Annotated in this window: 10 protein-coding genes; 8 read left to right on the forward strand and 2 right to left on the reverse strand. The window is 41.7% G+C overall.

Features of this window, described 5'->3' with window-relative positions; translation table 25 throughout:
- Positions 1-13: 13 nt before the first annotated feature.
- Positions 14-370: a hypothetical protein gene (locus WC753_03900; protein ID MFA6080590.1), complete on the forward strand. Its 357-nt coding sequence runs from the start codon at positions 14-16 to the stop codon at positions 368-370.
- Positions 371-478: 108 nt separating this feature from the next.
- On the forward strand, positions 479-1,759 hold the full coding sequence (locus WC753_03905) for a Mur ligase family protein (protein ID MFA6080591.1): 1,281 nt from the start codon (positions 479-481) through the stop codon (positions 1,757-1,759).
- Here WC753_03905 and WC753_03910 read toward each other — a convergent pair.
- Positions 1,756-2,589: a potassium channel family protein gene (locus tag WC753_03910; GenBank protein ID MFA6080592.1), complete on the reverse strand. Its 834-nt coding sequence runs from the start codon at positions 2,587-2,589 to the stop codon at positions 1,756-1,758. The genes WC753_03905 and WC753_03910 overlap by 4 nt on opposite strands.
- Positions 2,590-2,768: 179 nt before the next feature.
- On the opposite strand from WC753_03910, the gene WC753_03915 reads away from it, so the two are divergent.
- The 5 genes from WC753_03915 to purD are packed head-to-tail and all read left to right on the forward strand — an operon-like array spanning position 2,769 to position 12,270.
- A complete protein-coding gene (locus tag WC753_03915; protein MFA6080593.1) occupies positions 2,769-4,931 on the forward strand; it encodes a formyltransferase family protein in 2,163 nt (720 codons plus the stop codon).
- Positions 4,932-4,952: 21 nt separating this feature from the next.
- On the forward strand, positions 4,953-8,786 hold the full coding sequence (purL, locus tag WC753_03920; protein ID MFA6080594.1) for a phosphoribosylformylglycinamidine synthase: 3,834 nt from the start codon (positions 4,953-4,955) through the stop codon (positions 8,784-8,786).
- Positions 8,787-8,807: 21 nt separating this feature from the next.
- A complete protein-coding gene (locus WC753_03925; protein MFA6080595.1) occupies positions 8,808-9,713 on the forward strand; it encodes an AIR carboxylase family protein in 906 nt (301 codons plus the stop codon).
- 28 nt (positions 9,714-9,741) lie between these two features.
- Positions 9,742-10,863, forward strand: a complete 1,122-nt coding sequence (locus WC753_03930; GenBank protein ID MFA6080596.1) for a phosphoribosylaminoimidazolesuccinocarboxamide synthase — start codon at positions 9,742-9,744, stop codon at positions 10,861-10,863.
- A 27-nt stretch (positions 10,864-10,890) separates the two neighbouring features.
- Positions 10,891-12,270, forward strand: coding sequence for a phosphoribosylamine--glycine ligase (purD, locus tag WC753_03935; protein ID MFA6080597.1), 1,380 nt, complete (start codon positions 10,891-10,893; stop codon positions 12,268-12,270).
- 12 nt (positions 12,271-12,282) lie between these two features.
- On the opposite strand, the gene WC753_03940 is transcribed toward purD, so the two are convergent.
- Positions 12,283-12,744 carry a peptide chain release factor-like protein gene (locus tag WC753_03940; protein ID MFA6080598.1) on the reverse strand — a complete coding sequence of 154 codons (462 nt, stop codon included), beginning with the start codon at positions 12,742-12,744 and terminating at the stop codon, positions 12,283-12,285.
- Between the two features lie 110 nt (positions 12,745-12,854).
- Here WC753_03940 and WC753_03945 point away from each other — a divergent pair, with 110 nt between their 5' ends.
- On the forward strand, positions 12,855-13,385 hold the full coding sequence (locus WC753_03945; GenBank protein ID MFA6080599.1) for a DHH family phosphoesterase: 531 nt from the start codon (positions 12,855-12,857) through the stop codon (positions 13,383-13,385).
- Positions 13,386-13,601 lie beyond the last annotated feature (216 nt).

Genomic DNA, 13,601 nt, shown 5'->3' on the forward strand with positions numbered 1-13,601 from the left:
ATAAACTGATCCTATGAAAAAAATCATCCTTCTTTCTTCTTTCTTCTTTCTCTTTTCTTTCGCCATAAGTGATACAGATAGTGATGGAGTTTCAGATGAAAAAGACCTCTGCCCTCACGTATATTCACGATCAGAGACTGGTTGTCCAGCACTTGCGAAAGTGGTCGCATTGCCAGCACTCAATGCGTGTTATCAAAAACAAAATTCCATAATGATTGTCCGTGTGCAACCGATTTGTGATATGACGACAAAGATGTGTCCTGTCCTTTCGAGTGTGTCAGGCGTTCAGACGTGTGATATTCTCTTTCCTCTGATTATGAAGGATGGAAAGCCATTTGTGCGATGAAGTGTGTTTGTGGTAGGGTTGTAAAAGAAAAATGTAAGAATTCCCTGCGATGTCGTTAGATTCGCAGGGGTTTTTTATTCTCGACAAAGACATATTTTCTCGACAAAATACGAAAAATCATATCATACCTCTATGTCGTCTCTTCTTCGTCCTCTTTTTTGTCTCCTCGCTCGGCTCTGTATCCTCCGACACAAGCCATTTGTGATAGGTATTACGGGGAGCTTTGGTAAGACGACTGCGAGACATATCGTGACGGAGATTTTCAAACAAAATAAAAGTGATGTCTGGACGCCAGAAGGGAATTATAATGGTGAATGGGGCTTGCCTCTTGCAGTGCTTCAAGCGCGAAGTGGTGGTAAAAATCCGCTCAAATGGCTGTGGGCTTTCGGTGTTGGTATTTTCTCTATTTGTCGACCACAGTATCCTCGTATCCTCGTTCTCGAATACGGTATTGACCACCCTTGAGAGATGAAAGTGCAGACTGATATCGTTGAGCCAGATATCGTACTCTTTACCACGCTGTCTCCGAGCCATTTGGAGGGGTTTTCTGATGTCCAAGAATACTATGATGAGAAGCAAAAAATCCTGTCTCGAAAAAGGAAAAATACGTTTGCTATTGGGAATAAAGATGATATTCATCAAGCTGATTTTCCTTGTCAGATGTGGTATGGACATAAGGAAGGGGATATAGTATTTTCGGACATTTGAGAAGCTATCGATAGTACGATGGCATCTATAACGTATCAAAATCAGCAATATACACTTGAGACACCGATTCTCGGGCAACACCATATTGGGCTGATCGCAGGTGCGATATTGGTCGCTGCGCAGATGAGGATAGAAATGCCTGCTATCTTAAAAGCTCTTACCACGATAGATCTGCCGTATGGTCGATGAAATGTGTTACGGGGTATTTCTGATGCGCTGATTATCGATGGCACGTATAATGGAGGATTTGAACCCATCATTGCTGGAGTGCAGATGGCACATCGTCTCGCTGAAGCGAATGATAGAACTCTGATTGCTATTATCGGTGATATGAGGGAATTATGAAGCTCTGAGAAAGAACGTCATGAAGAGCTCTGGAATGAATTAAAAAAAATCGAGCATGTCTCCTATATTTTTGTCGGAGATATCTGCCACACAGTGATTCGTCCTCTGATACCGTATGAACACATTCAGAGAGAAGTTTTTTTTCTCGACTCACGAGAAGCAGGGAAGTGTGCACAGGGTATCATCTCACAATCTCCAAAAAAATCTCTCGTATTTGCCAAAGGAAGTCAAAATACTCTCTACCTAGAGGAAGCATTGAAATATATTATTCTGCCAGAAGAACGTAGAAAACTCGTTCGACAAGATGCGATGTATATGAATAAGAAAAATACTTTTTGGAAACGACTGAATGGGCTTTAGGGCTCGAGATTTTTCATTTTTTTCTCAATTTTTTTGAGCCGAGCATCGAGATCATCTGATTCTTCTTCTATTTCATCTTCCAGATGGGCCAATCTTTTTTCTTCTCGGAGGGCTCGGATAAAACCGCTCGCGAGAATACCTGTTGGGAGTGCCACGAGTCCGATACCGAGTAACCCAAGAATCGTCGCTATCACGCGACCTGCTGCAGTCCAAGGATAGATATCACCATACCCAATCGTTGTCAGTGTCACGATAGCCCACCAGATACCATCGCCAATATTTAGAACTCTTGGATTTGTTCCCTGCTCTACGGCATAAAAAAGAACTCATGAAACGAGGATACACTGTATCGAGATAAGACAAAAAATCAGGACTTCATACCATATTTCTCGAGAGAGACCTCGAAGGAGCGAGAGCATTCTCGATGATCGATAGAATCGAAAAAGATTGAGTAAACTCGTAAAACGGAGCAGTCGAAGAATGACAAAGTCAGCATCGTGGAGATTTTGCGTCCATATCATCATAAAGAGAGGAGCGATGACGATGATGTCGATGATAGTGAGGGGTTGCACCAAAAAAAGAAGACGTGCCACCATAGGACTCTTTTTTTCTGCGTGTTGTGGCGCTGACCAGAGACGATAGAGAAACTCAGCAAAAAATACTATCAAAATACTCAGATGTGCCGAGAGGAATAATCCACGGAGCGCAGGAGTCATCAGATGATCGGCTGATTCTATAATAGTCAATAAAATACTCACAATCACGATGCATGCCATAAAGATATTCATCGTGAGATGAAGACGTTTTTTATCGAGAAATAATGACGACATATATTGATTGTATAATTCTCTTTTTATTTTCAAGGGAATGAAGTATTTTGAAGCGATTTTTTATGATTTACAACATCTGAAAATAGGGAATGAATCATAATATTTGCGAAAGCTTAATTAGTTGACAGAATAAGAATAAAAAATATAAAGGAATAGCTTAAAAAACTCTACCTATGTCTATGTGACCTATAAGAGATATTGGTATCTTTGCGACAGGAGGTAAGAATCCTAGCGAAGGATGAAGCGGGGTGAGAACACTTTTTGAGCGTTCTCCTATGACACTGAATCGTGTAGCGGTTATTGTGACAAATCACGAAAACGGGTGAGTCGCGACACTCTATAAAGAATTCAATACAGAGAGATCAATCGCACTGGAAGTAATAAAGGATTTTCCAAAAAGAGAACAAGATGGAGAATTTTCTCCAACAGCAAAAGCAGAAATCATGCAGATATATCGTGAGCTGAAAGAAAAGTATGGTCTCAAATATATATTTCTCTCTGGCTATATAAAACAAATTTTTGGTCTTGCTGCACATGAAGTCGTCAATATCCACCCTGGACCCCTCGGGAAATATGGAGGAAATGGAATGCATGGAAATCATGTGCACGAAAAAATATGGAGGGATTATTTTGATGGAAAGATCATATCAAGTGCTGTCACGATGCACTTTGTGCCATCGGATATCGATGATGATATGGATACGGGACCAATTATCGCACAGGTTCCTGTTTCGCTCGAAGGGTGTAAGAGCCCGAGCGATATCCAAAAACGAGTCAATGCTATGGAACACAGGATCCAATGGCAAGTTTCTGAATATATTATTGATGAAAAAATTACGTGGTCTGGCGTCAGAGGCGAACCAGTACATTTTGAGGAGTGACTGACTCTCGATATTGACGATATGTCATTTCTTCTTGATGGAAAAACAGTCGATCTCTCACAGGGGCTTGGTGGATATGATAATGTCGTGGTGAGGGTCGGAGACAATGCTTCTGGGAATTTTAAAGAAGAATGTGATAATGCCCTACGAGAGACGCCAGCTTTTCAGGAATGACTCTTACGACAGACTGCAACAGGTGCCTGGGAAACAATTATTCCATCGTACAAAATGCCTACTCGTGTCAAGGAAGATATCGATGGTGTAGGGACGAAAGTGCATATTTATCTCGATATGTTTGAGGATCTCTGCCAAAAATATCGTGATGGAAAAATATCTGAGGAAGCATGTATCCTACAATCAAGAGACATCTGTTGGGTACCTATGCTTCATGATCTCATCGCTATGAATGCTGATGATTTGCGTGATGGACAGATGGCAGTTTCGGTGACCAATATTATTGACATCAATCATCTGAGATGAATGAGAGGGAGGATTTTTTCACAGTCCATGGGGAAAGCTATGGGGCTGGCAACTCGTGAGATTGGTATCGGAAATGTCGCAGGAGAGACAGCTGTAGTAGAGTCGGGGACTATTCGTTCATATAGTATCGCGGTAGAGGACCTTATCAGAGTATTCAAGGAATTTCCACATCCAACCACAGAGCAACAAGAATATATCAACAAGAACCTAGCGATCCATACCAAGAAAATTGATGACATAGAAAATTGTATCGATTTTAACATCGGTGGTACTGTACAGGGACTGATACAAGGTACAAAACTTGTAACAATTCAAGAATGTCATGTATTGGTAGCCCTCTATGAAAAGCCAGATAAAAATGGTATCATCGGTCCTCGTTCAAATGGTATTACGACTATCAGAAATTCCATGAAAGATCTGACAAATACTCTACATTGGCCTTCTATGGCATTCGAAGACTTTCTCATTTTCATATGATCTGATCAGGCAGCAAAACTTCCAGAATCTCTCAAGCGAGAATGCGCTGGTTTGACACTTGGACAAATAGCGACAGGTACTACGACTGTCTTCAATTCATTTGTTTCTCGGGACCTCTTAGGTGGATTGGACTGAGTACCATCTGTACAGCTCTCATCTCTTACAAATGTGACATGAAATCCACGACACAAAATACGCAATGGACTTCGTGGAGCGGAAAATATGGTGATAGATATTGATATGACTTCTGCGAAAATTCCTCAAATTATTGAGATTATTCAGAGACTAAAAAGTATGCCAGACGAAGAAGCGATGTCTTCGTGGAATATGGGGGTGCCCTATGTCCTCGCTTGTCCTCCTTCCGAGGTTGAAAAAATTGTAGAAAAAGCACAAGTGCGATGAATACGAGCGGAAGCGATAGGGGCTGTGAAAGCAAAAACACAAGGAGACCCTGTCATACTTATTCGTGGTGTTGGCATTTGAAATTCCATTATTGCAGTCTAGCTCATTTCTTAATTTCTCTCTATGGCGGATTTAAAACAACATATTTTTGTTATAGAAGAAACTCATACAATACGTAATGCATGAGATTGAATAAAAAATTTGCAGGCACAGATGGGATTTGTAGTGCAATGAGATTTGAATGAAGCTCACATATGATTGTTGGAGAAGGTTTTGAAAGCTCAAAAAACTCAACACAGAAATATCCCGAATGGAACGAATTATTCTTTTGCCGTAGCGACTCGGTCAGGAGCTCTGAGTGCCCATGCGAGTAATATCGGTCGTATTTTGTATGATGTAGGATTGGGTGGAGATATCACGGTAGAGCCCGTGACATTTTATGATGTGACACTGAGTGATCCGAGTGATTCGCATATGAAAGATATACTTACTGCGAGACTTCATGACAGGATGACACAGGGTATTTATCGAGAAGGAAATGGACTCACAGAAATATTTACTTCTAAAAAGCCAGAAACAATAGAATACCTCGATGTAGTATGAAATAACGGGAAAGAGATCTTGAAACTCTGGTGTCAGAGGGTGGGGACATCCCTTACCGATGGTATGATAGACCGATTGATAACTGTTGCCAAAAAATACAATCGTCCTCTTACTGATGTGGAGTGTTTTGCATTTGCTCAGGCAAATTCTGAGCATTGTCGTCATCAGACATTTTGCGCCAGATGGAGTATCGATGGAGTGAAGCAGGAAAAATCACTTATGGACTTTATCAAGGATACGTATAGAGCAAATCCAGATCGAGTCGTGAGTGCCTATACAGACAATGCAGCTGTTTTTAAGCGTGAAACAGATGGAAAGATGAAAATGCTCAAAGTAGATTCAGCTACAAAACAATATTTCTTTGATGACGTCGAGGTCTATCTCACAGCAAAGGCAGAAACCCATAATCATCCAACAACTATTTCACCTTTTCCAGGTGCAGCCACGGGTGCAGGTGGTGAAATCAGAGATGAGTGAGCTGTGGGATTAGGAGGAAAAACCGCACATGGAACAGCGACCTATATAGTATCAGATAGTCTTTTCGATGATCCATACCGAGTATGACAGAATCCAGGATTGGCAACTCCTCTAGAGATCATGACTCAGGGGCCATTATGAGCTTCGAGTTTTACGAATGAATATGGGAGACCTTCCACGACAGGGACATTTACTGCATATTCCTCTCGGGCGGGTGACATTGATTTTGGTTTTGCAAAAACAACTATGGCAGCAGGGGGGATCGGGATGGTAGAAGCAAAAAATGCCTTTAAACCAAAAGACCCACTTTCTGCTGGAACGAAACTCCTCCAAATAGGAGGGCCATGTCTCCGTATCGGTCTCGGAGGTGCATCAGGATCATCGGGGTGATTGGCAGGAAAAGATATTGATTATAGTTCGGTGCAGCGAGGCAATGCAGAGATGCAACGTCGATGTCAAAAAGTTATTGACCGTTGTGCACAGATGAAACAAAATCCCATACTGGCAATCCATGATGTCTGAGCGGGTGGTATAGGAAATGCTTTTGTCGAACTCTGAGAAATGGGAAAACAAGGTGCACAATTTTGGCTCGATAAAGCTCCACTTGGCGATCCATCCCTCTCAGCTCGAGAGATCTGGTCCAACGAAGCCCAAGAGCGATATGTGCTCGCCGTATCACCTGAGAGTTATGATGAATTTATAGCAATATGTGCATCCGAATGAGTACCCTGTGCATGGATGGGTATCATTACTGAGGGGGAAGAATTTCACGTTACTTATTTTGATGATGATATAATCCGGATGAAATTTAATGAATTTTTCTATAAAGAAAGTCCAATTATCGAAGTAGAAAGTCATAAAGAGAGATATCTGGTACCCCTGAATATCACAATGAAAATAGATGATGCGATAAAAGCAGTATTGAGTCATCCTACTGTCGGGGATAAGAGTTTTCTCATCACTATCTGAGACCAGACGGTAGGAGGTCTTACGACACAAAATCAGATGGCTGGACCATGGCGCGTACCGGTTGCTGATGTAGGTGTTCAAAAAGATGGATTCTGAGAAAAAACAGGAAATGCTATGGTATCTGCTGAGGCACTTTCACTTGCTCCTATCAGCCCCGCTGCTTCTGTACGTATGGCTATCACTGAGGCATTGACAAATCTCCTGGCAGCAGATATATCCGATATAAAAAATGTGATTTTTTCTGGTAACTGGATGGCAAATCTCAAAGATAAGGCAGCATTTATAGATCTCCGTATCGCTGTAGAAGCAGCGAGTGCTTTTTGTCGCGAGCTCGGTATAGCGATACCAACTGGTAAAGATTCGTTTAGTATGGAAGCGAAATGGGAAAATACACTCCAAGAACTCAAAGAAAAGGTCCGAGTATGAGCACCTGTTGTAGGACTTTTCACAGCATTTGCTCCAGTGGCAGATGCCAAAAAAACACTGACACCCTATTTGCAACCGCGAGAAAATACAGAACTCTTATATATTGATCTTGCACGATGAAAGCAGAGGATGGGTGGATCTATCCTCGCACAAGTCCATCATCAGATAGGAGATGAATGTCCTGATATCGATGCAGAAAGTATCAAAAATCTCTCTCGAGCGATTATACAACTGAAGAGAGAAGGAAAAATTCTTGCGTATCACGATAGATCAGCAGGAGGTCTGATGGCTACTCTTTCTGAGATGGCATTTGCTTCTCATGCAGGACTCGATATTGACCTTTCTGGCATTTGTGAAAATACCGAGGAAACACATCTTCTCAAAGCCCTCTTTAACCAAGAGGCGGGTATCGTCATCCAGATCTCGCAGGAAGACAAAAAAAGAGTTATGGATGTATTGGGTGAATTTGATTTAGCACATGATACTCATGTTATTGCTCGACCACAGTTTACGGATAATCCAGATATTTCGGTGTATCATGGCAACCATGAAGTGTTCACTGATAAAACCGCAGAACTTCATAGGGTGTGGAGTACTATCAGTGATAAAATCCGTATGCAGCGAGAAAATCCAGAGACCGTCCAATCAGAGTCCCACATAACTCACGATTATTCACGAAAGGCGATTGAGTATAAGAGAACTTTTGATGTCTCGCAGCATCCCGCTCATTCCATTATTTCTGAGTATCATGCTACATGAAAACAAAAACCAAAAGTTGCGATTCTTCGTGCTCCTGGAACCAATGGCGACCAAGAAATGGCCAATAAATTCACGATGGCGGGGTTTGATGCCTATGATGTCAATATGAATGATCTGAAGTCTGAGCGATTTAAATTAAGTGATTTTCAGTGTCTGGCTGCTTGTGGGGGATTTTCTTATGGGGATACGTTGGGTGCTGGAACGGGGTGGGCACAATCTATTCTCTGTGACGAATATCTGCGCAAGGAATTTAGTGACTTTTTCAATAGACCAGACACTGCTTCACTTGGCGTCTGTAACTGAAATCAGATGATGTCTCAGATTAAAGAGCTGATCCCTGGAGCAGCACATTTCCCATCATTTCAACGGAACACTTCCCAAGTTTTTGAATCACGATCAGTCGATGTTATTGTATCAAAAAGCAATGCCGTTGTATTCCGAGGTATGGAGGGGAGTGTCCTCCCTATCGTTGTCTCTCATGGAGAATGACGAGCAGAAGGTGAACACGTAGAGACAGGCATTATGCAGTTCGTGGATACTTCAGGTACGCCGACTGACACCTATCCGTATAATCCAAATGGAACTTCAGGTGGTCACACGGCCTATGTGAACGCTGGTGGCAACCATGTCATTATGATGCCTCATCCTGAGAGAGTCGATGATTTTGATCAGATATTTTACAACTTACGTGCCTACGCTGAGGAGCACAACCATAGTACATAATTTATTTATTATTTTTCTTTTATGAGAGCTTGAGACAATAGTATTCCTGTCGTTGCCGTCGTGACCTGAAGTGATTCAGATTTTGAGAAGCTACGATCGTGTACTGATGCTATCGAAGCAACGGGAATAGGAGTATTGAGGCGCATCATATCTGCTCATAGAAGACCTGATGCACTCGCAGATTTTGCCAGAAATCTTCCAGATATTCTCTTGCCAGAAAATATACAAAACAGTATCGGTGATTCGAAACTCAAGGTTCTTGTGGCGATTTTTGCTGCAGGATGCTCAGCACATATCGCTGGTGCAGCTGCTGCTCAGACGCAGATGCCCGTCATTGCCCTCCCTGTAGCATCATCAGCATGTGGCACGCTCGATGCATTTTTGGCGATGATCAATATGCCTCCTGGAATTCCAAATTGATTTGCTCCAAGCAATGAGGTAGCGGCAGCGATGGCGTCCAAGCTTTGTCAGCTAAAACTCGAGGCAGGATATAATGGTGTGGCTGTATCCGAATCCTGTATTGGTTTTATTGATACTGCCTTATGTGAGAAACTTGGTCTCGTCATTGATCACGATAGCCCGATAGTACTCGATATCCAAAATATCGATCAACCAACTCGTTTCACAAATATTCCCACAGAGAAAATACGTATTATTATTCCTGTTATGTGACAACAGCTCACGTATGAAAATATAGCATGTTTAAAAAATGTCGATCAAGAAGCTCTCTATATGAGATTACAGCTTGCTGGAGGGAAAGTGGAAACTAGCAATGCCATGATTTTTGCGGCGCAGATTTTGGCTCAACATAATCCAGAAATATCGGAGAGACTACAGCAGTATAGGGCATGATTATGACAGGCACTCAAGGAAAAAGACGAGACACTTATGGTATCTGAGATTATGAGAATTGTCAGTACATCCTAAACTATAGTTTATTTTTAACCTTTTTTCTATGACATACAGCATACTCTGACCTGATGGTCGACCGTTTGATGGCACACTTGATGGTGCACAACAGGTAAATTTTTGAAAAACCAAAAAAGTTTATAGGTTACCTAATGGTGATTTCGGAATAGAACATAAAGATATTATTACTGCTTTTGATAATCCTGATTTTACCGGTCATGCACCTGGAAAATGAACCGCAAGTGCCTATTCCACCGCATTGCTCTATAAACGATTGGAAAAAAAATGAGTGAAGACTGCACACCGTGGAATTCTCAATGCCAATACGACTCTCGAAGAAGGGCTCGACATGCTCCCGTTTGAAATTATCTGGAGACGCTACAATGTCGAGGGGAATAGTTGGGAAAAGAGACACCCGGGTGAGGTCGAAATAGGTGCACAATATGAAGCTATCAAATATGAGGCATGTTTGAAATGGTCCGTGAAAGATACAGATGGTAAAAAAATTGATGATCCATTTTTGATCTTAGATGAAAATTTCAAACCCCTTCTTCGTGCTGATGGTATGCCTCGGCTGATGCATCCAAAAGAAGTAAACAAAGAGTTAGACTATACCTCTGTTATTCATCCCAATAAATGAGGAGAGATTCGTGTAGAAGAAGTCTCTGCAGGTATTCAACAATTTTCACAGTATGCTGGGGAGATCCGTCAGATGCTAGAAACGGTTCAAGAGACAACATTTGATACCTATGCGCAGATTGGCCGTCTCAATGCTGATGGTAAAATCGAAGTAGGTCGTAATACACAATGAGAGCTCGTTCTCGGTGACGAGCTCGAACTCGATGCTCTCCGAAATATGTCACTCAAGAAGATACGAATACATGGCCAAGAATATGAATATGAAGAAGATTTACTCGGACAAAATCTGAATGAGGTCATCACAGAATGAGCAGTTCATGTGGGCTGTATTGTCCTGGCGGAGCACTCAGGGAAACAAAGATATAGAGATCAGGTAAAAGTATGGAAAGATACTCCAATGTCATCCGCAAGGCAAGATGCAAATGATTCCGCAGCACAAAATGTTACAAAAACAGTCTATATCCCTGTAGCACAGGCCTTGTCAGACAGATTTGGTAGGGAAGTGTGATATACTTTTCAGACAACCTAAAATATCATCTTTTTTTAACCTTTCCCTATGATGCCAATCGATGAACCAAAATCTCTTCTCAATATCCTCGTAATCGGTATAGGGTGAAGAGAGCATGCTCTACTACGAAAACTAAAAGATGAAACAGGAATAGGCAATATTCATACCGTTCCAGTAAAACCGGATATACCACCAAGTCCAGGAATACTCGGTGAGTGAGCAAAAATAATTGATGCAAATCCACAAGAGGCCCCTCTGGATATCCGCGATGCCACTGCTCTGATAGCGTATATTCGAGCTCACAATATTCAGCTTGTCGTTATTGGGCCAGAAGACCCACTTTGCAATGGTACTGCCGATGTCTTACGGGCTTCAGGGATAGCAGTGTTTTGACCAGATAAAGACGCTGCAAGACTGGAGTGAGATAAATCCTTTGCTGATGCTTTCAATAAAAAACATGCTATTCCAGCACCACAAAGTGAGACGTTTTGAGATCAGGCAGTAGCTCTTCAATATCTGGAGAATACCAACCAATATCCAATCGTGATCAAATATCCAGGACTTGCAGGGGGTAAAGGTGTCACAATTGCAAAAAATGAACAAGAAGCCAAAGAAGCTATATGAAAATGTTTTGATGGGAAAACGTACAATAAAGAAGGTGCAGTGATCGTCCAGGAATACTTACGATGAATAGAAATGTCTGTATTCTTTTTTGTCGACACACACTCTGGTACTATCCAGTATTTCTCTTCTGCGCAGGATCATAAGACACGATTTGAGATCGATTTTCATGGGATCAATCCGATGACATGAGGTATGGGGACTGTCTCGCCTTCACCATTTGAAAAACATCCAGAAGTGATGGAAAAAGTACATGCCATCTGAGAAAAATTTCTTGCTGGACTTCTCTCAGACGGAATCAAATATCAATGAGCCGTATTTATGGGGCTTATGGTCACATCAGATGGATCGAAGATGCTCGAGTATAATGTGCGGTTTGGTGACCCAGAAACCCAAGCTATGCTCGCCCGTATGCAATCTCCTCTTGGGGATGCGATGATGGCAACAGCAGAGGGCTTAGGCAGATTACGAGATGTACAATTTCGATTCTACGGTAAAGCGATAAACCTCGTTCTCGCAGACCCGGGATATCCTGGTAAAACAGAGACATCATGATATACCATTCAATGACTTAAAAATCTCGATCCAGAATTAGGAGTTATCCATTCTGGTACCCGATGGGCCGTGGGAGAACAAGAGATTCTTACCAATGGCGGACGAGTGTTGTGATTGGTACTGAGATGAGATGACGATACCACCTTTGCCGGGCTGAATGCTCGTGTCTTGAAAGAAGCTACCAAAATAACTTTTGGTAATGAAAAGCCAGGATATCGTACTGATATCGGTCTTGGAAAAGACGGAGTATAGTCTTGAAGGAATCTATCTTGAAGACTTTGTTTTTTTTACCAGTATCTCAAAATTATTTTCTGGGGTAGGGTGATGAAACACTTTTTCCCATGATTTTTGTTCGTCCTTTTCCTTGTTATTTTCTTCTAGATCAATATCCCAGTTTGTGATAACTTTTTTCTTAGCTGGTTTCTCGAGGAATTCTTTGATGGCCTTTTCCCATCGCTTGATGGCTATAACACCATTTTGATGAGCAGAACGTTGGTCCATACATTTGATTACCTTTGCTTCCGGGATTTCAAATTTGATAGGTTCGAAGAAGTACTTCGCATAATCATTATGGTCAGTAATCTGACAACAGGTTGCAACTTTGTTCACATTTTGTCCTCCATGTCCTTGGCTTGTGACGTAGTGAATCGTGATATTTTGACGAGCGTCTTGCACTATCTCATCGATACTTTTGCGGAGATAGTAGGGTATTTTTTGAAATCTCATGGCGAGAGTATGCCATAATTGTTTTTGAAATGCAAATATTCCTACTGCAACCTTTCTTGATTTTTTGGTAGATGATTGTACTATGCAGACAGTATTTTTTATTTCACCCTATGTACCATATTATTTGACCCAAAAATCCTGATACGGATTCCATCTGCTCTGCTCTTGTGGCTGCTGAATATTTTCGGCTTATCGGGCAGGATGCGACACCATACTATCAGGGCGAGCTCTCTGATAAAACCGTAAGTACATTTCATGAGCTCGGGATAGAGCCACCAGAATGTATCACCTCTCTTCCTGCAGGATCAGAAATAGTGCTGGTCGATCATAATGATTTTACGCGGGCTATTGATGGTATTGAAAATATGAAATTGAGAGGCATCATCGATCATCATGCTTGTAATAATCTTACAACCTCTGGACCAATACAACTTCGGTTTGAACCTCTCTGTTCCACTTGTTCGATACTCTTCCTGATGTTTGCGGAGCAAGAGCTCGAGATGTCTGATCCTATAGCACAGCTGATTCTCGCTGGAATCATGTCTGAGAGTCGAGATCTGACCGCTCCTACGACGACGGATGAAGATCGCGAAATTGTAGAATATTTGGTAGAGGATCTCGGAGGTGAGGCGGCTTCATAATAAATACAGCTCTTTGTACTTTCAGATCACATTTTAACATAAAACACCCCCATTTTTATTCTTATTGTTCCGCCCCCTCACTGTAGTAAGGGGGAGTTTTGATGCCAACTCCCCCTCATTTATGAGGGGGGGTAGGGGGTGTGCAGTCCATCTCCAAAAATCAACTCCTGTTCTTTATTCTATAAAAAATATTATATATGAAATACTATTTTATTA

This window comes from Candidatus Gracilibacteria bacterium (assembly GCA_041660965.1).
Classification (GTDB): domain Bacteria; phylum Patescibacteriota; class Gracilibacteria; order BD1-5; family JAGOOR01; genus JAGOOR01.